Consider the following 22155-nt stretch of genomic DNA (forward strand, 5'->3'; position numbering starts at 1 on the left):
GTGTGATTGGTCAGCGGTTACTGCTGCTGGGTGAGGGTGGGTTGGAGAAAAACACTTGATAAATAAAAAGAGCGTATGACTGAAAAACATACACTCTGTCGATGTATTACCCTGAAATGAATTCAATATACTGGGTAACAATACTGGTCATACCTGGTCAGTTAAAATCGCATCACCAAACCTATGTTGGTTGAAAACTGGTTCATCCAGTCTGTTTCGAAACGGATCAGACAAGAATCGCTCTCGCTGGTAGGCAAGGTACAGGCGGCCGTGGTGTCATTGTCAACCACCGTTCCCAGCCAGCGGAATTGCCCGTTCAAGGATAGGTTTTGGGTTAAGTCATACTGTACCCCGCCAAAAATACTGGCTGAAAACCCGTACTGATCATCCACCCATTTCGCATCAATGTACGACCCGCCGACACCTAAACCAAGGTAGGAGGAGAAGTTGGGTTGAATCGGATAGTAGAGACTGCTCTGAAACTGCAGGTAATGCACTTTGGAATCGAGTTTAACGTGTTCAATCTCACTGCTTTGGTACGCATAGAACACCCCAATTCTACCGGCTTGAATGTCAGTCTCGACAGAAAAAGCAACATTCTCTGAGCCCTTAATGTCGTAATGGTGCCCGTCTTGGTTTTCGACTTCGCCGCCAAATGTGTACCCTATCCAGGGCGTAATGTACGACTGCGCCTGGCCGGGAGAAGCGAAGCTTAACAAACCGAGCACTGAAACCGTCAGGTAATGTTTGCACATAAGCTGTCCTTGTGAGTCAGAAGTCCTTAGTAAGTGTGATGATAACTGCATAATTCCGCACAGAAAAAAGACAAATATTGAACATGTATCACATGGGTGTTATTACTTTGTTACATTTACACCATGGGCTGCGGGTGTTTCCGCAAGCTTATTAATGGCGAGTTGGAGGTAAGAGATGGAATCGAATCTGAAATATGCCTTAGTGATCACTGTGACAATCTTTGCCATCCTGATAGGATTTGGACTGGTTGCCATTACTCACTAAGTCCGTTCATCGATGAACAACAGCGGTATCATTACTGACTCACAGTCACTGGTCGACATTGACCGGCTTGCAAGGTACACAGGCGGTAAAAATGCGTTGGTCGCTCAGGGCGGCGGACAAAGAGGTATTTTTACTGCCGGTGTCTTAGACGCTTTTCTGTTATCCAATTTTGACCCGTTTCATGAATTTTACGGCACGTCTGCGGGGGCGTTGAATTTATGTTCCTTTCTGTGTCGTCAGCATGGCTTAGGGAAAACGTTTATTACGGATTTAACCACCGATCCTGAATTTTTCAATCTTTTCAGTTATATAAGACGTAAACAATACCTGCGTCTCGACTGGGCTTTAGAGAAAATCAGCGATTTTCCCTACAAGCTGGATATTGATATGGGTCGCATGGCACTGGGCGAGCGAAAAGCGATGGCCGCGGTTACTGATGCCCGGACTTTTCAGGATCACTATCTGCCGTTTCTCGGCGAAGATTGGTTTAAAGTGCTGATTGCCACCTGTGCGATTCCGCGTCTGTATCATGAAGAAGTGGAGATCAACGGCCGACACTATGTCGATGGTGGGGTTTCGGCGTCCATTCCGGTTCAGGAAGCCTGGCGCAAAGGCGGCCGCTGCATCATCGTGATCCGGACTGAAGGCAGTGATTTGCAGCCAGAGCTGGAGCCTGCTCAAGTGGAGGTCGCACCGGGTGAAGTTGAATGGTTTCGGGAATCATTCAATGGTTTGCAAGAGAAGTGGCAGCAACAGGTTGACCGCTTTCGCGCCGACTGGAGTAATTTCTTCTACCAGAGGCTGGCACGGGCAAAAGAGCAGAAAAAGGACCAACAGCATCTGGAGCTGTTAAATGGTGGTCGCTGGTTGTTTGGTGCTGACAATGTCTACCGCCTCAGCAATCTGCTGGGTGATAAGTTTGATACAGGTCTAGCGGACATGTTGATGGTGCACTACCAGACTTATGCGCTGACTCAAGAATTTCTCAGTGCGCCACCAGACGATTGTTTTGTCGTACAGATCATGCCGGATGAACCGCTGAAATCCGGGTCACTGATGAGCAAACCGGAAGATCTGCAGCACGATTATGAGCTTGGGCTGAAAGCCGGGTACCGCTTTATTGAAGATTATCTCAGTACCAAACTGAAAAAAGGAGCCTGATGGCTCCTTTTTTAATCCGGTCCTTATACAGACAACACCCGCATGCAGTTGGTGGAGCCAATCACATCCATCACATCACCCTGAGTGATGATCACCAGATCGCCTTCGTGCAGCAAACCTTTCTCTTTCAGTGCCTGGGTTGCGGTTTGTGCCACTTCCAGGCCGCTGCTGCCACGTGTATCAAAATAGACCGGGAATACGCCACGGTACAGTGCGGTGCTGTTGAGTGTCCCTTCGTTGCGGGACAGGGCAAAAATGGGTAAGCCGGAGCTCAGGCGCGACATCATCAGTGCGGTGCGACCGGACTCGGTCAGAGAAATCATCGCTTTCACCCCAGTGAGGTGGTTAGCCGCATACATGGTGGACATAGCAATGGTTTCTTCCGGGCTATCGAAGGTTCTGTCCAGGCGGTAGTTCGAGCGGTTGATCGACGCCATTTTTTCCGCCCCGAGACACACTTCTGCCATCGATTTGACCGTCTCTACCGGGTATTTACCTGCGGCGGTTTCACCAGACAGCATCACGGCGTCTGTGCCGTCGAGGACGGCGTTAGCCACGTCCATGACCTCGGCACGAGTCGGCATCGGGCTTTCGATCATCGATTCCATCATCTGGGTGGCGGTGATGACGGTGCGGTTCAGTGCGCGGGTGCGGCGAATCAACTGTTTCTGAACGCCCACCAATTCCGGATCGCCAATCTCGACCCCGAGGTCTCCCCGTGCGACCATCACCACGTCAGAAGCGAGGATGATGTCGTCAATGGACTCTTCCGAGACCACGGTTTCAGCCCGTTCGACTTTGGCGACCAGCTTGGCTTCGAGACCCGCGTCGCGGGCGAGTCGGCGGGCGTATTTCATGTCTTCGCCATTGCGCGGGAATGACACCGCCAGATAGTCGACTTTGATGTCAGCCGCTAAGAGAATGTCCCGTTTGTCTTTTTCCGTCAGAGCATCGGCCGACAGGCCGCCGCCTTTTTTGTTGATCCCTTTGTTGTTCGACAGAGCGCCGCCGATGGTGACCTGGGTGTGCACTTTACTGTCGGTGACGGAGATGACTTCCAGCTGTACCCGCCCGTCGTCCAGCAACAGGATATCTCCTGGGACCACGTCTTGTGGCAAGGCTTTGTAGTCGATGCCGACCGCGTCCTGATCACCTTCGCCTGGAGCCATGTCGGCATCAAGGATGAATTTGTCACCGACGGTCAGTTGAATTTTACCGTCTTTGAAAGTGGAGACTCGAATCTTCGGACCCTGAAGATCGCCGAGAATGGCAACGTGGGTGCCCAATTTAGCAGCAATCGCCCGAACTTTCTCTGCACGCAGTTTATGATCTTCGGCACTGCCGTGCGAAAAGTTCATGCGGACTACGTTGGCGCCGGCGCGGATTATCTCTTCCAGATTGTTATCCCTATCGGTAGCGGGACCCAGTGTGGTGACAATTTTCGTTCTTCTTAGTGTAGAGGCCATGTTCTCTCCTGATGATGTAAAGGCACTGGAGGTGCGATAATTCGCCGATGTGATTAACCCTAGCACAAACCTCAACCGGCGACACGGAGCCCGGTCGGATTTTTGGTGGCGTGAAAAAACACTGTAAAAAAAGCGAAAATCCTTGCTGATTTGATGGCTTCCACAAAGATTTATGTTTATCCGTGATGCTTGTCACGGCGATATATCAAAGCGCTTCACAATTAGTTCGCAAAGTAAAAAAATTGCCACGTTGTTGTTTTTTGGAGTGCATCATGTACATGGCTCAACCAGGCCATATTGACCATATTAAGCAGGTCAATGCCGGCCGGGTCTACAAATTGATTGATCAAAAAGGCCCTATTTCTCGCATCGATTTATCGAAAGAGAGTGAACTTGCGCCTGCAAGTATTACCAAGATTACGCGAGAGCTGATTGAGTCTCATCTGGTACAGGAAACCACAGTGCAGGAGGCAACCAGTCGTGGTCGTCCGGCCATTGGCCTACAGGTTAACAACGAAGGCTGGCAGTTCCTCTCGATGCGTCTTGGACGCGGTTATCTCACCATTGCTCTGCATGAATTGGGTGGCGATGTCCTGATTGATACCAAAATTGATATCCACGAAATCGATCAAGAGGACGTACTGGCGCGTCTGCTGCATGAAATCGATGAGTTTTTCCAAACCTACGCTGATCAATTGGACCGGGTGACCAGTATTGCGATCACTTTGCCGGGTCTGGTGAATTCCGAGCAGGGGATTGTGCTGCAGATGCCCCATTACAATGTGGAGAATCTGGCGCTGGGCCCTGAAATTTACAAAGCAACTGGTTTACCAGTGTTTGTCGCCAACGATACCCGTGCCTGGGCGCTGGCGGAGAAACTGTTCGGTCATTCGCAGGACAACGAAAACTCGGTTCTGATCTCCATTCATCACGGCTTGGGAGCCGGTATTGTGCTGGACGGCCGGGTGCTGCAAGGGCGTCATGGCAACATTGGTGAACTGGGGCATATCCAGATTGATCCGAATGGCAAGCCATGCCATTGCGGTAATCGTGGTTGTCTGGAAACCGTGGCGAGTTCTCAGGCGATTCGCGAAGAAGTGGCAGAGCGGATTTCGCGTGGCGAAGCGTCGGTTCTGACAGACAAAGAAGAGCTTTCCATCGAAGATATCTGCACGGCGGCGGCGCAAGGCGATCCGTTGTGTGTGGACGTGATTGAAAAACTCGGACGCTATCTGGGGTCGGCGATCGCGATTGTGATTAACCTGTTCAACCCGGAAAAAGTCTTGATTGGCGGTGTGATCAATCAGGCGAAAGACATTCTGTACCCGGCGATTAACCAGTGTATTCAAGAACAAAGCATGCCGGTTTACACCCGTGAACTGGAGCTGGTGGAATCGCGATTCTACAAACAGGCGACGATGCCCGGTGCCGCTTTGATCAAACAGGCCTTATATGACGGGTTGTTGTTGATGAAAGTGGTTGAGGGTTAACGTTTTTACCGATAAATTTGCTGTATTGTATTTCAGCCCATATACCTGCACTCTATATGGGGTGATTTTTACTGAACAATTTTTAAGACAGGTATCGGTATGTCCGGAGTACTAAACACAGTTGATCAGCGCACCAATCTGGTGGGGGAAAACCGACTGGAATTGCTGTTATTCAGTCTCAATAGTCGGCAGACTTTTGCGATCAACGTATTTAAAGTCAAAGAAGTCATCAAGATGCCCGCCCTGACCAAAATGCCGGGCTCTCATCCGTACATTACTGGTGTGGCGTCACTGCGTGGGGAGTCGGTTCCGGTGATCGACCTGCGACGTGCGATTGGTTTCCCGCCATCTCGTCTTGAGCACACCGAAGAAAACCTGATCATCACGGAATATAACCGCTCAGTGCAGGGGTTTCTGGTCGGGCAGGTGAAAAATATCGTCAACACGGCCTGGACTGAAATTCAGCCGCCACCTAAAACGGCCGGTCGGGCGACCTACCTGACTGCGATTACCCAAATCAAAGAAGGCAACGGGTCGCAGATTGTGGAAATCATCGATGTTGAAAAAGTGCTGGCAGAGATCATTGATTACGACGTCTCGATTTCAGAAGAAGTGCTGGATCCGAATCTTGCGCCGTTGCTGGATGGCCGCAATGTCCTGATTGTGGATGATTCATCGACTGCCCGGGCCCAGATTAAGGGGACATTATCCCAGCTCGGCCTGAACATCATCGAGTGTCGTGATGGGTTAGAAGCACTGACCCTGCTGAAATCCTGGTGTGACAGTGGCAAAGAGGTGACCAAAGAACTGCTGCTGATGATCACAGACGCAGAAATGCCGGAAATGGACGGTTACAAACTGACGTACGAAGTGCGCAGTGATCCGCGCATGAAAGATCTGTTTATTACGCTCAATACGTCGCTGAGTGGCAGCTTTAATGAAGCCATGGTGAAGAAGGTCGGCTGTGATCGCTTTATCTCGAAATTTCAGCCGGATCTGCTGGTGGAAGTGGCCCAGGATCGCCTGCGCGAGTTACTGTAATCTTCCACATAATGACCATAAAGGGAGCCTTGGCTCCCTTTTTTGTGTACCCGGTTTAGTGAAAGTCGCGTGATTGAGTCTGTAACCCTGTCAGGCGTTCGGTCAGATCAGTCAACCGTCCTGCGATAATGTGGATCACCTCGCCCTCACGTTCCAAAATGCCTTTGACCATCAGAATTTTTGCGCCCAGATAGGCACGTTTTTGCGCCCGGGCAGTGGCTTTCCAGACCACCACATTCATGTTGCCGCTGTCATCTTCAAGGGTGAAAAAGGTGACACCAGCGGCCGTACCCGGCGACTGCTTTCCGGTGACCACACCCACAACGGTCACCAGCGACTGATGATCGCAGCACGCCAGATCACGCATGCGGGTAAAACGACCGAGCTGGCCGGCTTCTTCGAGCAGGGTTACCGGGTGCTTGCCCAAAGCAAGCCCCGTTGCGGCATAATCTTCCAGCAAAGTTTGTCGGGCATCGGGGGCCGAAAGGGTCACGGGATCGGTTTCATTAAGCTGTCGGAATAAGGGCAGATCTGAGGCGGAGTCCATGATGGACCAGCGAGCGGCATAGCGGTTATCGGTAAAAGCTTGCAGCGCGTTGGCGGAAGCCAGCAACTCAATATCACGTCGGCTCAGACCGATGTGTTTTAGCTGATCTATGTGTTGATAGCCCTGATACGGGCGAGCCGCCAATAGCTGCTTACAGGCATCGGCGCTAAATCCTTTGATCAGGCGTAACCCCAGCCGAATGGCAGCCTGATCATGCTCGGTCACCACTTGATGGTCAAACACGGAGGCATTCACACACACCGGCAGGACACGAATGCCGTGCCGACGTGCATCCTGGATCAGTTGCGAGGCACTGTAAAAGCCCATCGGTAAGCTGTTGAGTAACGAGGTATAAAAGGCTTCCGGATAGTAATACTTGAGCCAGGCCGAGCAATAAGCCAGCACCGCAAAGGAGGCAGAGTGGCTTTCCGGAAAACCATACTCACCAAAGCCGCAGATCTGGTCAAAAATCCGCTCGGCAAACGCTTGTTCATAGCCCCGCTGAGTCATGCCATCAATCAGCTTGTGTTTAAACTTCATCAACTGGCCGGTTTTTTTCCACGAAGCCATGGCCCGGCGCAACTGGTCAGCTTCGCCGCCGCTGAAGCCCGCTGCCACCATAGCCAGTTTGATCACCTGTTCCTGAAAAATCGGGACGCCCATGGTGCGTGACAACACGTCCCGCACTTCTTCTGATGGGTAGCTCTCTTTCTCTTCACCATGGCGGCGCTTCAGGAACGGATGCACCATGTCTCCCTGGATAGGACCCGGCCGGACAATGGCAATCTGGATCACCAGGTCGTAATAATTGGTCGGTCGCAGGCGTGGCAGCATACTCATCTGGGCCCGGGATTCGATCTGAAATACCCCGATGGTGTCGGCGCGCTGAATCATGCCATAGACATTCGGATCGTCCTGACGCCGGGTGATGTCCGCCAGTGTGTATTGTTTCTGCTCACGCTGGGCGATGATGGCAAAACATTTGCGGATGGCGGTCAGCATCCCCAAAGCCAGCACATCGACTTTGAGTAGCCCCAGGCTTTCCAGGTCGTCCTTGTCCCACTGGATGACGGTGCGCTCAGTCATGGAGGCGTTTTCGACCGGAACCAGTTCATACAAAGGGCCGGAAGCAATAACAAAGCCGCCCACATGCTGAGATAGGTGACGCGGAAACCCCATGATGTCATTGACTAACTGGATAAACTGTTCACCCTTGAGTGAGTCGGGCTTCAGTCCGAGCTCAATAACCTGTGCCTGCCAGTCGAGGCCTCGATCGCGGCGATTGACGTTTTTTATGAAGTAGTCGAGTTGTGTTTCGTTGATGCCCAATGCTTTACCAACATCCCGCACCGCACTTTTAAACCGGTAAGAAATCACGGTCGCGGCCAGAGCAGCGCGCTCACGGCCGTATTTTCGGTAGATATACTGAATGACTTCTTCTCGTCGTTCATGTTCAAAATCGACGTCAATATCCGGCGGCTCATTGCGCTCTTTACTGATAAAACGTTCAAACAGCACCGAGATTTGGCGAGGATCGACCGAGGTAATTTCCAGGCAGTAACACACCACGGAGTTGGCCGCTGAACCGCGCCCCTGATAGAGGATCTGCTGTTGTTTGGCGAACATCACTATGTCGTGAATGGTCAGGAAATAAAACGGATAATTGAGCTCTTCGATCAGTGCCAGTTCTTTCTCGATAGTATGACTAATTGCGTCTGGGACGCCTTCGGGAAAGCGGGTCAGTTCACCCTGCTTAACCAACTGGCGCAGATAGCCCATCGGTGTCATACCATCCGGCACTAGCTCGCTGGGGTATTCGTAGCGTAGATCGCTGAGTTTGAATTCACAGCGCTTGGCGATAGCCAGACTCTCTTCCAGCCATTGCGACTGGAAGAGCCGGCTCAGCTTTTCTGTGCTGCGCAGGCAGCGCTCGGCATTGTGCAGCCGGTGGCTTCCGAGATTCTCGACCGTGTTGCCGTGTTGGATGGCGCTCAGTACCTGTTGGAGCGGCAAACGGGTGGCGGTATGCATCAGGACGCCACCGCAGGCAGTGATTGGTAACCCTAATTCCTGAGCCAGGTGCTGGCAATGGGCCAGATCGGTTTTATCGCTGGCACGCAGATGACGTTGCAGGCCAAGCCATAAGCGATGACGGTGGTGTTGTGCCAGCCATTGGCCCCAATAATGGTCGCTGGCCTGATTAATGGGCAGCCAGATGATCAGGCAGTGTCGTATTGACATCAGGTCCCATTCGGATAAACGGTACTCGCCTTTATCGGAGCGGCGCCGGGCATTGGTAATAATCCGGCACAGCTCTGCGTAAGCAAGCCGATTCGGGCAGAGTAGCACTACCTGACATTCCGGGTTAAGCCAGAACATGCTGCCGACGATCAGCTTGAGTGCCAGGTTATGCTCTTTGATTGCGGTGTGCGCGCGTACCACACCGGCGATTGAGCATTCATCGGTGATCGCCAGTGCTGAGTAACGCAGGAAGTCGGCCTGCAACGCCAGCTCTTCGGGGTGTGAAGCCCCGGTCAGAAATGAAAAATTGCTCTGACAAAACAGTTCTGCGTATGGCATGTGCTCTCCTAACTGAACTGTCCGTGAAGGAACCACTGCTGTTGCGGGGTACGAAACACCCACAACCAGCGCCCGTCATGACTGCGGGCGATAAAGTAATCTCGAATGACCTCTTCGCCATCCCACCAACCGCTGACAATGCGCTCAGGCCCTTCGTGCAGTGTGACTTTTTCATTCAGCGGCTCAGGTTCAGGGAGCAACAGACTGGGACGAAGGCGGGGGTGGGACGCCCTTTCCGGTACTTGCCGGGTTGGGTCACACAGACGTGACGCTTTCTCCGGGCGTGGATCGTCACAGAATGCCACTTTGTGGACCTGCTCTTTGCCCAATTTGGCTTGCAGCAGCGAGAGCAGTTCCAGTTCATTCAACTGACCTTTTTCGCCACAGAAAATGTCCTGAGTGGCTGCTTGTTGGGGAGCGCTGCGCTGGATAGCCAGACTGAGCCCTTGAACCGGAGCCGTCAGACTCAGTGATTCCATACTTAGCTTGCACAGCTGTGCCCATTTATCGGCGAGGTAATCACCACTGGCAGAGGTCAGAGTTAAGGTGGTGTCCGGTTTATTCCGCTGATGCAGAGTCAGACTGAGCTCAAAGGCCACCTGGTTGCGCAGCGTGAGGAACAACTCCAGTTTACGCAGTTGTGTGTAGAGCGGCTTTTCCAGCCATTGCACATTCTCAATATCAAAGAGAAGCTCCAGAGAGTGATGAAACGCTTCCGGCGGATGATAAAAGGGTTGTGGGTGTTTGAACTGCCCGAGTAAACGTCCGATATAGTTGACCAGGTCGATATCAAAACGCCGGGCCAGCTCTTGCGTCGGCAGAGCCAGCAGTTCGTCCAGCGTATGAATGCCGATCCGGCTCAGTTTGCTGACCTGGGCCATACTGAGTTCTGTGGTGGTCAGCGGATGGCGGCGGAGCAGAGCGAGCAGGGCCTCTTTATCAGCTTCGATGTGGTTTTGTCCGGATTTGGCCAACAGGATGGCCGCATAAGGTGAAAAACCCGTGGCAAACTGATAGCACACACCTTGCTGATCAAGGTGGCGGGATACGGTTTGCCAGTAATTGTCCAGCCCCTGATACAGAGCCAGCATATCCGTGACCTTAAGCAACAGACCGTGCGACGGGTAAAGCACGATGTCGGATGTAACCAGATACAACCATTGGGCGATATCGTTCAGTGCCTGCTCTTCAACACTGGGATCATACGGATGAACCTGAAGATCGGTGCATAGCGCCGCAGCGCTGCCCAGCCCCATACCGTGCTTAATCCCTTGCTGGACCGCGAGTGGATTGCATTGCATGACCTGATGGGACTGACTGTTCACTATCACCAGTGGTTGTTCCTGAGATGCATACAAACGGTCCAGTTGCAGTTGGGGAAAGTGCAGATAAAGCCAAAGTTGCATGCTGCCTCCTCAGCCCTGTTTTTGTAGCGGAAAGGGAATAATGACCGGGTCTGGTTGGCTTAGTGTCAGACTAGGCCATAAATGACCCATATCGAGAGTAAAGCTGCCATGAGGCCAGCCACCTTTGCGTTTGGTGATGGTGACAGACAAACCGCGGCGGTGTGGCATCAGGGTCAAACTCAGGCTAACAGGCAGTGACAACAGATTCATCTGTTGCGGCTTGAACAGGAATTGCAGGCAATGACCCGTTTCGCTGGCAACCTGTAACCGGCGTGCTTGATGCACTTCCAAGCCCTGATGCCAGAGCAATACATTACTGCAAGCGCCGCTTTTCAGACATTGTTCTGCCGCCCATAGCGCCTGCTTGGGAGTGGATGGATAGAGGAGCAGTACCTTCTGGTTGTCGATGCCTTGAGACTGCAATTGCTCTGCGCACAACAGACCGGGCGGATTGACTAACACCGTTAAGCGGTGATAACTGGTGCGCTGAATGTGTGGCATCAACAGGCGCAATTCCCCGACGCCACCCGGTGACTGGATTTCGACCACTCCGTGTGACGGCAGACCACCATCCAGTTTCTGATCCAGTACGCTGAAGCCAGTTGGCAGCGTATCGCTTGTGGCGGTTACCTGAGAACCTTGCCAGATCAAATGCTTATGTTTTAGATGCTCAATTAGTTCATACATAATTATTTACCTGTATATATGTACAGTATAAATATTCCCGTTGGACCTGCAAGCAAAATGTGGTTCGGTAAAATGAAAAACGCCTTGCTGAAAACAGCAAGGCGTTGAGTGTACGAAAAATTCAGAGGATTATTTTTTTGGCTGAGCGTCCATGCACTGGCCGTTGACGTCTTTGCCTTCCGGAGCCATCAGGTACAAATACAGCGGCATGATGTCCTTCGGCGTTTTGAGTAACTGCGCGTCTTCCGCCGGGAAGGCTTTCGCGCGCATGCCGGTACGGGTTCCGCCCGGATTAATCGCATTGACCCGAATTGCGGTATCACTCAGTTCATCCGCCAGCACTTGCATCATGCCTTCTGTCGCAAACTTCGAGATGGCGTAAGTTCCCCAGAATGCACGGCCGACATGACCAACGGTGGAGCTGGTAAAGACGATGCGCGCATCTTGAGATTTATGCAGCTGCGGCAGCAGAGCCTGAGTCATCATGAACTGCGCTTTGACATTGATCTGCATCACATCGTCGAAAGTGTCTTCACCAATTTGGTCAAAGGGGCTGATCACACCCAGAATACTGGCATTATGCAGTATGCCGTCCAGACGACCGAACTGTTGCTCGATGGTGTCTGCCATGTCGAGGTAGTGCTGCTTGCTTGCCCCTTTCATGTCCAGAGGAATAATGGCAGGCTGAGGGTAGCCCGCCGCTTCAATTTCGTCGTACGTCTCTTCGAGTTTTTTGACGGTACGACCCAGCAGAATCACGGTCGCACCGTGCTCTGCGTAACTGAGAGCGGCTTGTTTACCGATCCCGGCACCAGCGCCGGTAACCAGAATGACTTTATCTTTCAGGGCATCTGAGGAAACGGAATAATTCACGGGGAGCATCCTTATTGTATGTTCTACTTTAAGTCTTCGTGACAAGACGGTTACAATACACCAATTCGCACATGTGAGGATATTAGCATTGGAATTTTTGTTGGACTACGGCCTGTTTTTGGCCAAGATTGCCACCGTTGTGGTCGCGATCATTGCGATTTTAGTCATAGCCAAAGCAGTGAACAGTAAAAGTGGTGCGGCGAAAGGGGAACTGGAGATTGTGAACCTGACCGAGCAACACAAAGACACCGTGGAGCAGTTGGAACACCACCTGCACGATGATGCGTTTATTAAAGCGCGTGATAAAGCGGAAAAGAAAAGCGAAAAAGAGAAGAACAAATCCCGGGAGAAAGCCATTAAACAAGCAGCCAAAGAGGGGACGCTGGACAGTAAGCGTGAACCACATCTGTTTGTGCTGGATTTCCACGGCAGTATTGATGCCAAAGAAGTGGCGTCGCTGCGTGAAGAAGTTACGGCGATTCTGGCTGTTGCCCGTGACGGGGATGAAGTGCTGTTGAGACTGGAGTCTGGCGGGGGCATGGTACACGGTTACGGCCTGGCTTCCTCACAGCTGGATCGCCTTAAAGCGGCCGGTTTGCCACTGACGATTTCTGTCGATAAAGTGGCCGCCAGCGGCGGTTATATGATGGCGTGCATTGGCGACAAGATCGTGTCCGCTCCGTTTGCGATTGTGGGCTCCATTGGGGTCATCGCTCAGTTGCCAAACTTCAATAAGCTGTTGAAAAAACATAACATTGAGTTTGAACAATTGACCGCGGGTGAATACAAACGAACGCTGACCATGTTCGGTGAGAATACCGATAAGGCGCGAGACAAGTTTAAACAGGAACTGGAAGAAACCCACGGCCTGTTCAAAGACTTCATCCGTGAGCACCGTCCTGAGCTGGATCTGGACAGTGTGGCAACCGGGGAACACTGGTTCGGTTCCCAGGCGAAAGCCCTGGGGCTGGTGGATGAGATTCGGACTTCCGACGATCTGGTGGTTGATGCCTGTCAGAATAAGACCGTTTTGCAGGTTCGTTATGTGCAGAAGAAAAAGCTGACCGAGAAACTGGCGGGCGTGGCCGGGGAAGCGGCGGACAGCGTTCTGCTCAAACTGATCAATCGTGGTCAGCGGCCGATAGTCTGACGCGATGGATAAAAAACGCCTGACTCAGTCAGGCGTTTTTTTGTGGCGAACGGGAAAGAATGTAGGTAGCCAGTGCCAGTGCGATGCCGCCCAGCATGCCGGCCAGATGGGCTTCAATTGCTACCCTGGCACCAATCAAGGCGCTGGTTTCTTCGGATGGGCCGACAGTGTGTTCCCAGACAACTTTCGCCATCACACCCAAGACCAGTAGCCAACTGCTGCGTCGACCGTTAAGCGCCTCGCTCAGCGCGAAACAGGCAAACACACCATGCAGCACACCGGACAGGCCAACGTAACTGGTCATCTCGCTAAACAGGTTGGACACGCCCACGACCATCCCGATAAACAACAGAGCGGTCATAAGCTGGCGTGCTGCAGGGCGGAAAATGTAGCTGATGACCCATAATCCGGCGAGGTTCATCGCTAGATGCGCAAAGTTGGTGTGGGTAAAGTTTCCTGTTAGGATGCGCCACCACTGACCATGTTGAATGCCGGCGCTGGTCCAGGCCATGCCCGACTGCAGAGGTTCAAATTGTAACCCAAGGCAGAGTAAACTGATAACAGATAGTAACAGGTACAGATTCACGTTATGTCCCGATATTGTTCAGAGTGTGGTAAATCGCGTAAAGCGTGCATATGCGAATGGATAGAGAGCCTACCATCGAATGTTGAACTGGTCATCCTTCAGCACCCCAGTGAGCAACATAAACCCATGGGTACGGCACGTATTTTAAGTTTATCGTTGCCAAACAGTCACCATTTTATCGGTGAAGACTTTTCTGCGCATACCGACTTAAACCGCTTGCTCAGCGAGCCAGATAGCCGCAACTTCGTGTTGTATCCCAGCGATGTCTCTCAACTTGTTACCCAAATGCCGATCGATCCTGTGGTGGATAAAGTGCGGGTGATCCTGCTTGATGGTACCTGGAAAAAAGCGTACAAAATGTATCAGTTATCGGCTAACTTGCAGGCGTTGCCAGGGCTGCATCTGCCTACTGGCCTTAAAGGCAACTACCGTATCCGCAAAGCGCCGAGTGATAACAGCTTGTCGACGGTTGAGGCCGGGTATCATCTGTTGACTCTGCTGGAGCCGGATAGGGATTTCTTGCCTTTGGTGAGTGCTTTTGAACAGATGGTTGAATTCCAGATAGCTCAGATGCCTGCCGGAGTCTTTGAGAAAAATTATGCGAAATAGACACTTGGCCTATACTGAGGAGTAAGCTGCTACTCAATGGGTTTGGGCCTGTTGGCATTGTGGTTCTTGTATGGCTATAATGGCGCGCAATCGGTTAGCCACCTCAGGTGAGCCAAGGCCGATGCTTCGTATAACCTCACTGATAAGGAGTGAGGGTCTCTACCTGGAGCCGTAAATTCCAGATTACGAAGAGAAAGTGCATAGCGCTTTTCTCTTTGTATATCGTGAATATTTAGGCGAGAGAAAGGCGCTTGTTGAAATTCATTGAATGGAGATACAAGCGTGAACCAGACCAATTTTATCCAGCAACTGCCGAAGGTTGAACTGCACCTGCACATTGAAGGGACGTTAGAGCCCGAGATGATGTTCAACCTGGCGCAACGTAACCAGATTGACCTGCCTTTTAAAACACCACAAGATGTGCGGGCCGCGTACCAGTTTACCAATCTGCAATCGTTTCTTGATATCTATTATCAGGGAGCGAATGTCCTTGTTCATGAACAAGACTTTTACGATCTGACCTGGGCGTACCTGTTGCGTTGTCAGGCCGATAACGTCATTCATACCGAAATCTTTTTTGACCCGCAAACGCATACTGAACGTGGAATTGCGTTTGAAACCGTGATCAATGGGATTGAGCGGGCGCTGCGTGATGGTCACGAACAATTGGGGATCAGCAGTCAAATCATCATGTGTTTTTTGCGTCATTTGGATGAAGACAGTGCGTTTGAGACTTTGCGGATGGCTTTGCCGCACAAGGACAAAATCGTTGGTATCGGTCTCGATTCGTCTGAATTGGGGCATCCGCCAGAGAAATTTGAGCGCGTATTTCAGGAAGCAATTCGTCATGGTTTCCTGACGGTTGCCCATGCCGGAGAAGAAGGGCCGGTTGAAAATATCCATAACAGCCTCGATCTGCTGAAAATTTCGCGCATCGATCACGGGGTGCGTTGTGTGGATGATCAGGCGCTGGTGGGCGATCTGGCGAAAAGCCGGGTGCCACTGACGGTGTGCCCACTCTCAAACACTAAGTTGAAGGTGTTTGACACTATGGATCAACATAACATTGTCGACCTGTTGCGCCAGAATGTGTGCGTGACGATCAACTCGGATGACCCGGCTTACTTTGGTGGTTACATGACGGATAATTTTCAGGCGGTGGCCGACAGCCATACGATGACGCCACAAGAGCTGGCGCAATTTACCCTGAACGCCATTGAAGCCAGTTTTATCGATGATGCACACAAACAGAGGCTGGCTGAGCAGGTGCATGATTTTGTCCGTCAGACGAGCGCTTAAGAAAAATGCGATACAAGCGGGGCTGAATCAGCCCCGTTTTCATCTGCATTATACTTTGTGCACCAGCGACCAGTCGCGCTTACCGAGTAATTTTTCTCCCAGCACACTCAGCTCTGCTCTTGGGTAGCGAGTCTGTTCCCAGTTGCGTGGGTCACCCGGAAAGGCAAAGCCTTCTGGCGGGAGACGATCCTGCCAGGACTGAATCCGCCATTGGCGGATCGTGGCGTGAGTTTCTTCGGCTGGCACCATCGAAATGTACTGTGCCATGCGTACCCGATCTGACTGGTTTGGACGAATGCCGTGAGGAAGCAAACTGTTGAAAATTAATAAGTCGCCGGCTTTCATCGCTATAAATTCAGCCTCAAAACCCGCCAGATCCGGTACATACGGATCGCGATCGGCTGGCTGAGTCTCACGCCAGCGCTCTAATTGACGGTAAAGCTCCGGCACGCACTGGAAACCGCCGGTTTGCTCATCGGTGTCTGACAGGGCCAGTACCCCCTGCACGTTGACCGGCAGAGGAGTGAGCGAGGTATCCGCATCCCAATGGATGAAGCCACTGAATGCGCGGTTAGCACGGTTGGGTGGGTTTAAGTTGGCGCGGTCAATGGTGACCCACAAATCTTCCCGATCCCAGATATCAACAAATGCGTGGTACACATCCGGGTTTTGACGGTTATCCCATAAAACCTGATGGTTGTAACACTCCACCATTCCGGAATTATTCAGTTCCACCATGGCATGATCACGGCGCTGATCCTGATACCAGGTGGTGGTGTCGTCTGGCGACATCTCCTGAAATTCCCACAAGAAATCCTGACTACGTTGTACCGCCTCTGGGCTGATGATTTGTGGCAGCACGACGTAACCGTTGTGCTGCCAGAAGGCGAACTGTTCTTCGGTCAGTGTTTTGAGCGGTAAGGTTTTACGGATATCCCGCAGTTGAACATCGTGAATGTTTGAGACGCTGTTATTGCCAGGCGCATTGTCTCCGAATTCATAACGGTTTTTCATACTTTCTCCCCGGTGGGTACTAAGAGGTTTGTTGTTATTTGTTCACATTTTGGCAACCTTGGCGTTCTCGGAGTGATGCAAAATCAGCAATATTTAGTACTATCCAGTCAATATTTGTGTCTGTTGTAGTGGCTATGTACTTCTTATGAAAGCTCAGTTTGAAAAAGTGGCGTATGCCAACAACAGTTCCTGGCGACTGTTGATTCGCCGGTTGGAGGCGATACCGTTTGAGTGGCACTTTCATCCCGAGTATGAGCTGACTCTGACACTCAATAGCTGTGGAGAACGTTACATTGGTGATCAGATCACCGCTTATGGTGATGCGGATTTGACTTTACTGGGGCCTAATATTCCACATACCTGGCAGTCGAACCGGGTTCTTGACGCTGAGCACCCACATACCGTGTATGTCTTGTGGTTTGATCAGCAGTGGGTTAACGCCGTGTGCCAGCTGTTTCCGGAGTACCGTGCACTGCAGCGTTTAACCACGGATGCGTCACGAGGCCTGCACTTCCCCCCGCAACTGGTCAACGAGTTGTTGCCACAGTTTATTGCGCTGGAGTCGGCGTCCTCAGCCAGACGCCTGACTTTGTTATTGCAGATACTCGATGCGCTCAGCCACTGTGGTGAATATGAACTTCTCTGTTCCGGGCAGGAGGGCACGATGGTTGAGTCGGATCAACGCGAGCAGCGGCAATTGAGCCTGTTACTTGAGCAGATTCACGAAGGCTATACTGAATCGTTATTGCTGGAGGATCTTGCTCAGGTGGTGGCCATGAGTGAAAGCACTCTGACTCGCTTTTTTCGCCGGATGATGGGGATGGGCGTTAATCAGTACATCACTCAGGTTCGTTTAGGAAAGGCGTGCTCGTTACTGATTCGCTCTGATTGGCCCGTCAGCGTGATTGCGCAGCAATCCGGCTTTGTGAATCAGGCGAATTTTAATCGTCTGTTTAAAAAGTACAAACAGATGACGCCGGGTGGGTTCCGGCGTAAGTTTCGTGCCAGTAGCTATGAAAAAAGGCGCTGAACGCGCCTTGTTTACATCCGTACTACGGTAAGAAACCGGCGCGGATAACCGCTCTTGTAGTAATCGGTTTCAGTGACCCCGAAGTGCTTTTTCGATGATGAGCTGTGAATAAACGTTAGCTTCCCGTCATCGACGGAGGTGATGATGCCGGCATGACCGGGTTTACGAATATTTGGATTGGTACCAGTGAATACGATCAGGTCACCTGGTTTTGCGTCTTTCAGAGACACTTTATTACCATACAGGCTCGGATAGGCCGCCGTGGTACGCGGAATCGTGATGTCAAACTTGTTGTAAACGTATTTGATGTAGCCGGAACAGTCGAACCCTTTGGGTGATGAACCGCCCCACACATATTTAGTGCCAAGGAACTCGCGTGCATAGTCGATCATCTGCTCGGTATCTTGCGCTTGAATCTCGGCCAGTGACGGTGACGTGGTGTGTGTTTTGTTAACCGACTGGGTGGCTGGAGGCGTCGCGTTGGACGATTCCCGGCTGGATTGCTCAGGTTGTGTGTTTGCACAGGCATTTAACAGTAAAGCCAGTGGAATAAAAGTCAGGTGATTTAACTTCATAAATTTATTGTACTTTGTCGTTGAAAATGTCATTGAAAAAAGCCAATGTCAGACTCCAATCCTGACGCTGAACAAAACCTTGGTTCGAAGGATGGCTGCCAGAACGCCGCACAATTTACCATAATCTGCCGAAAAAATAACCCGTATGATTGTTAAGGAGTGTGATCAGCGAGATTCCTTCTACCTTTATGATTACTGACAGCTTAGGCAAAAGAGAAACAGATTGACCACTTTTTCGTCGTTGTTACCAAAAAAGCGCTCAACGAGCGCTTTTTTGGTTTTTATACGGTTATCCCTTGATAAGGTTGGGGGATGTTAGTAACCGTGAGAAGAAAACAGTTGTTGGTGCAGACGCTGTGCATGTCCGTCCGTCAGGGATGAGATGTAGTCCGCGATCACCCGCATGCCTGCCGAGTTGTCGCCTGACGACAGCCAGCTTTTTTTCGTGTGTTCCGGCAACAGGCGGTCAGGGTTGGCACTGAAAGCTTCAAACAGGTCCATAATAATCTGCTGGCCTTTGTACTCGACAATCTGCACCTGAGGTATCTGGATGACGTGTTCGCTGACAAAGTGTTTAAACACATCCAAGGCTTTGGCCATGGTCGGTTCGAGATACGCGTTGAAGGCCAGCAGTTCACTGGTAAAGTCGGCTTCTACAGGTTTGACGCGGATGCTGGTCAGCAGCGCGTTGACGATGCCGCCGATGGCGTCTTTGCGTTGGTGGTGCTCGCCGGAAAACAACATATCGCTGACAGACTGGATGTGTTGTTCGAACCAGGGCGCTCCGGTTTCGAGCAAACGAGTGGCGGCGTCCTCCTGCCACTGGTGGCGGCTAACCATGCCGAGTACGATGGCGTCTTCCAAATCGTGTACCCCGTAGGCGATGTCGTCGGCCAGTTCCATGATGGAGCAGTCTATTGATTTAAAGCGGGTTTTGCTGTGTTTAAACCCGGAGTCACCATCCGAGCGCATCAGGCTCAGCTGGGCCTTATCATGGGGAGACAAAGGCGCCAACACCCAGTCAAAACGCGCTTGGTCGCAATCGTAGAGCCCTTTGGCTGGTGCCCACTCTTTGGCTTTCAACTGGCGCTGATGTGCCACAGGCTGAGGTCGCAGGGTGGCTTGAGTCTGGCTGAGCAGTGCCGGGTACTTAATCAGCCCAAGCAGCGTACGACGTGACAGGTTCATGCCGAAATGTTCCGTGTAAGGTTCCAGTTGAGTCACGATACGGAAAGTTTGGGCATTGCCCTCAAAGCCACCATGATCGCGCATCATATAATTGAGCGCCACTTCGCCGCCATGACCATAAGGGGGATGGCCGATATCATGGGCCAGACAGAGAGAGTCGATCAAGCTGTCCGACGGGAGTAAGTCGCGAAACTCTGGCTGCTTCTTCTTCAATTGTGCCACGATGCCAGTGCCAAGCTGCGCCGCTTCCAGCGAATGGGTCAAACGGGTGCGGTGAAAATCGTTCATGCTGGCGCCGTGCACCTGAGTTTTGGCCTGCAGACGGCGAAAGGCGGCGGAGTGAAGAATTCTCGCCCGGTCACGTTGATACGGCGTGCGGTGATCGTCACGGCGAATTTTATGTTCGTCATCGTGTCGTTGCTGCCACATAGGGCTGATGTCTACCTTCACACCTGTGTCTCCCGATCTTATCTATTTGTTTTTACATTAATAGCTGTTAACTGATTTCGTCCAGAGATAATTCAAAACTTGGGGCAAAGGTGTTGAGAAAATAGTCCATTTCATCACTGCGGCGCTGGTGAAGTGTGACATCAAGGCGCTTCTTCGCCAGTGCATACTCGTGATTGCCCGCGCTGAGTTCTTCTAGGCATTTGAGGTAGGCACAGATGGTGTCCGCTTGTTTCACGATCGCCGCTTCTTGCGGATTGGCTTCGGTGGAGATCAGGTAGGGGGCAAAATCATCACGAAATTCGTCCGGTAACATCGAAAGCAAACGGTGTTCAGCCGCCGCTTCGATTTTCTTGTACTCTTTGGCGATATCCGGGTTGTAATATTTGACTGGCGTTGGCAGATCACCGGTAAGCACTTCGCTGGTGTCGTGGTACATACCGAGCAGTGCGATGCGCTCAGGGTTGAGTGTACCGCCGAATTTTTTATTTTTTATCAGTGCCAGCATGTGGGCGACAAACGCAACCTGAAGGCTGTGCTCGGAGATATTCTCGCTCGACACGGAGCGCATTAGGGGCCAGCGCTGGATGAGCTTCATCCGGGCAAGATGAGCAAAAAAATGACTTTCTTTGGCTTGGCTTTCTGTCATAGCAACAAACATCCTTGCTGAGAATGGGGCCGAAATAGCAACGGGCACACTTTTCAGTGTAGAAAAGTGTGCCCGACTAGCATACCAATGAATATCGGCAATCGATACTTACTGGCTGTAAGTTGACAGGAATTTCTCAAAACGGCCAATGGCCAGTTCCAGATCTTCCACGTGTGGCAGGGTCACAATGCGGAAGTGATCCGGTTTGGGCCAGTTAAAGCCCGTGCCTTGGACCAGCAATACTTTTTCCTGAATCAGGAAATCGAGCACCATTCTCTGGTCATCTTTGATGTTGTACATCTTGGTGTCGATTTTCGGGAAGAGGTACATGGCGCCTTTGGGCTTCACGCACGATACACCGGGTATCTGGTTGATGAGTTCCCAGGCTCGGTCACGCTGTTCCAACAGACGACCGCCTGGCAGGATAAGCTCATTGATGCTCTGATAACCACCGAGTGCGGTCTGGATTGCGTGTTGCATCGGGACGTTGGCACACAAACGCATCGACGCTAGCATATCGAGTCCGGCCACGTAGCCCTGCGCCAGATGCTTTGGTCCGGTCAGGAACATCCAGCCACCGCGGAAACCGCACACCCGGTAGGCTTTTGACAAACCGTTAAAGGTGACGGTCAGGACATCCTCCGTCAGCGTGGCGATGGAGGTGTGTGTGGCACCGTCGTAGAGTACTTTGTCGTAAATCTCATCGGCAAAAATGATCAGTTTGTGCTGACGGGCGATCTCGATCACTTCCAGCAGAAAGTCGCGACTGTAGACAGCGCCGGTCGGATTATTCGGGTTGATCAACACAATACCGCGCGTTTTCGGCGTGATTTTCTTCCTTATGTCATCCAAATCTGGATACCAGTCGGCTTGTTCATCACATAAATAGTGAACCGCTTTACCGCCAGACAGAGCCACTGCCGCTGTCCACAACGGATAATCCGGTGCCGGGACCAGCATTTCATCGCCGTTATTCAGCAGTGCTTGCATCGCCATGACAATCAGCTCCGACACGCCGTTGCCGACGTAAACATCTTCGACATCCAGGCTGCGGATGCCTTTTTTCTGATAATGCTGCACCACGGCCTTGCGTGCCGAGTAAATACCTTTGGAATCACAGTAACCTTGTGACGTTGGCAGGTTGCGGATGACATCAACCAGGATCTCGTCAGGGGCATCAAAGCCAAATGGGGCAGGGTTGCCGATATTCAGCTTCAGTATTTTATGCCCCTCTTCTTCCATGCGCTTAGCATGTTTGAGTACAGGACCCCTAATGTCGTAGCAGACATTATCGAGTTTTGACGACATCCCGATATTTTGCATTGTATAATTCCTGA

20 protein-coding genes and 1 riboswitch are annotated in these 22155 nt (G+C 51.6%); of the genes, 8 read left to right on the forward strand and 12 right to left on the reverse strand.

Translation table 11 applies throughout. The annotated features are described in order from the left end of the window. Positions 1 to 161: 161 nt before the first annotated feature. Positions 162 to 755, reverse strand: coding sequence for an outer membrane protein (locus CAG65_RS06685; protein WP_161452987.1), 594 nt, complete (start codon positions 753 to 755; stop codon positions 162 to 164). 175 nt (positions 756 to 930) lie between these two features. Here CAG65_RS06685 and cydH point away from each other — a divergent pair, with 175 nt between their 5' ends. Both cydH and CAG65_RS06695 read left to right on the forward strand, forming a co-directional pair. Next, positions 931 to 1020 (forward strand): cytochrome bd-I oxidase subunit CydH, encoded by a 90-nt coding sequence (cydH, locus tag CAG65_RS06690; RefSeq protein ID WP_040902277.1) that lies wholly within the window; start codon positions 931 to 933, stop codon positions 1018 to 1020. A gap of 12 nt (positions 1021 to 1032) precedes the next feature. Further along, positions 1033 to 2181 carry a patatin-like phospholipase family protein gene (locus CAG65_RS06695; RefSeq protein ID WP_021704277.1) on the forward strand — a complete coding sequence of 383 codons (1149 nt, stop codon included), beginning with the start codon at positions 1033 to 1035 and terminating at the stop codon, positions 2179 to 2181. Between the two features lie 23 nt (positions 2182 to 2204). Here the strand turns inward: CAG65_RS06695 and pyk are convergent, their stop codons facing one another. Then, positions 2205 to 3647: a pyruvate kinase gene (pyk, locus tag CAG65_RS06700; protein ID WP_021704276.1), complete on the reverse strand. Its 1443-nt coding sequence runs from the start codon at positions 3645 to 3647 to the stop codon at positions 2205 to 2207. Between the two features lie 272 nt (positions 3648 to 3919). Between pyk and mlc the strand changes: the two genes are divergently transcribed. Together mlc and CAG65_RS06710 are read left to right on the forward strand one after the other, a co-directional pair. Beyond that, complete coding sequence (gene mlc, locus CAG65_RS06705) at positions 3920 to 5137, forward strand: sugar metabolism global transcriptional regulator Mlc (protein WP_021704275.1); 1218 nt, start codon at positions 3920 to 3922, stop codon at positions 5135 to 5137. Between the two features lie 99 nt (positions 5138 to 5236). Then, entirely contained in the window at positions 5237 to 6178 is a 942-nt protein-coding gene (locus CAG65_RS06710; RefSeq protein ID WP_161452989.1) for a chemotaxis protein CheV, read from the forward strand. 55 nt (positions 6179 to 6233) lie between these two features. Here CAG65_RS06710 and CAG65_RS06715 read toward each other — a convergent pair whose 3' ends face one another. The 4 genes from CAG65_RS06715 to CAG65_RS06730 form a co-directional block, all read right to left on the reverse strand. Continuing rightward, positions 6234 to 9305, reverse strand: coding sequence for an error-prone DNA polymerase (locus CAG65_RS06715; protein WP_161452991.1), 3072 nt, complete (start codon positions 9303 to 9305; stop codon positions 6234 to 6236). Between the two features lie 8 nt (positions 9306 to 9313). Further along, positions 9314 to 10711, reverse strand: coding sequence for a Y-family DNA polymerase (locus CAG65_RS06720; RefSeq protein ID WP_161452993.1), 1398 nt, complete (start codon positions 10709 to 10711; stop codon positions 9314 to 9316). 9 nt (positions 10712 to 10720) lie between these two features. Continuing rightward, positions 10721 to 11398 carry a translesion DNA synthesis-associated protein ImuA gene (imuA, locus tag CAG65_RS06725; protein WP_021704271.1) on the reverse strand — a complete coding sequence of 226 codons (678 nt, stop codon included), beginning with the start codon at positions 11396 to 11398 and terminating at the stop codon, positions 10721 to 10723. Between the two features lie 129 nt (positions 11399 to 11527). Next, positions 11528 to 12271, reverse strand: a complete 744-nt coding sequence (locus CAG65_RS06730; RefSeq protein ID WP_021704270.1) for a YciK family oxidoreductase — start codon at positions 12269 to 12271, stop codon at positions 11528 to 11530. Positions 12272 to 12359: 88 nt separating this feature from the next. On the opposite strand from CAG65_RS06730, the gene sohB reads away from it, so the two are divergent. Then, positions 12360 to 13421, forward strand: coding sequence for a protease SohB (gene sohB / locus CAG65_RS06735; RefSeq protein WP_161452994.1), 1062 nt, complete (start codon positions 12360 to 12362; stop codon positions 13419 to 13421). Positions 13422 to 13449: 28 nt separating this feature from the next. Here the strand turns inward: sohB and rrtA are convergent, their stop codons facing one another. Next, the gene (gene rrtA / locus CAG65_RS06740) at positions 13450 to 14007 is read right to left on the reverse strand and encodes a rhombosortase (protein WP_161452996.1); all 558 of its coding nucleotides are present in this window, start codon (positions 14005 to 14007) and stop codon (positions 13450 to 13452) included. Positions 14008 to 14010: 3 nt separating this feature from the next. On the opposite strand from rrtA, the gene CAG65_RS06745 reads away from it, so the two are divergent. Further along, positions 14011 to 14616, forward strand: a complete 606-nt coding sequence (locus CAG65_RS06745; RefSeq protein ID WP_161452998.1) for a tRNA-uridine aminocarboxypropyltransferase — start codon at positions 14011 to 14013, stop codon at positions 14614 to 14616. A gap of 106 nt (positions 14617 to 14722) precedes the next feature. After that, positions 14723 to 14822, forward strand: a riboswitch (purine riboswitch). Between the two features lie 76 nt (positions 14823 to 14898). Beyond that, positions 14899 to 15915, forward strand: coding sequence for an adenosine deaminase (locus tag CAG65_RS06750; RefSeq protein WP_021704266.1), 1017 nt, complete (start codon positions 14899 to 14901; stop codon positions 15913 to 15915). 48 nt (positions 15916 to 15963) lie between these two features. Here CAG65_RS06750 and CAG65_RS06755 read toward each other — a convergent pair whose 3' ends face one another. Beyond that, on the reverse strand, positions 15964 to 16929 hold the full coding sequence (locus tag CAG65_RS06755; protein ID WP_161452999.1) for a phytanoyl-CoA dioxygenase family protein: 966 nt from the start codon (positions 16927 to 16929) through the stop codon (positions 15964 to 15966). 145 nt (positions 16930 to 17074) lie between these two features. Here CAG65_RS06755 and CAG65_RS06760 point away from each other — a divergent pair, with 145 nt between their 5' ends. Beyond that, positions 17075 to 17959: an AraC family transcriptional regulator gene (locus CAG65_RS06760; RefSeq protein WP_161453001.1), complete on the forward strand. Its 885-nt coding sequence runs from the start codon at positions 17075 to 17077 to the stop codon at positions 17957 to 17959. Between the two features lie 11 nt (positions 17960 to 17970). On the opposite strand, the gene CAG65_RS06765 is transcribed toward CAG65_RS06760, so the two are convergent. The 4 genes from CAG65_RS06765 to CAG65_RS06780 form a co-directional block, all read right to left on the reverse strand. Beyond that, positions 17971 to 18534, reverse strand: coding sequence for a C40 family peptidase (locus tag CAG65_RS06765; protein ID WP_237668772.1), 564 nt, complete (start codon positions 18532 to 18534; stop codon positions 17971 to 17973). A 315-nt stretch (positions 18535 to 18849) separates the two neighbouring features. Further along, the gene (locus CAG65_RS06770) at positions 18850 to 20151 is read right to left on the reverse strand and encodes an anti-phage deoxyguanosine triphosphatase (RefSeq protein ID WP_161453003.1); all 1302 of its coding nucleotides are present in this window, start codon (positions 20149 to 20151) and stop codon (positions 18850 to 18852) included. A 67-nt stretch (positions 20152 to 20218) separates the two neighbouring features. Beyond that, positions 20219 to 20818 (reverse strand): 5'-deoxynucleotidase, encoded by a 600-nt coding sequence (yfbR, locus tag CAG65_RS06775; protein ID WP_021704261.1) that lies wholly within the window; start codon positions 20816 to 20818, stop codon positions 20219 to 20221. Positions 20819 to 20926: 108 nt separating this feature from the next. After that, entirely contained in the window at positions 20927 to 22141 is a 1215-nt protein-coding gene (locus tag CAG65_RS06780) for a pyridoxal phosphate-dependent aminotransferase (protein ID WP_021704260.1), read from the reverse strand. Positions 22142 to 22155: the final 14 nt, after the last annotated feature.

It is taken from the genome of Vibrio sp. V39_P1S14PM300 (genome assembly GCF_009904765.1).
Taxonomy (GTDB): Bacteria; Pseudomonadota; Gammaproteobacteria; order Enterobacterales; family Vibrionaceae; genus Vibrio; species Vibrio proteolyticus.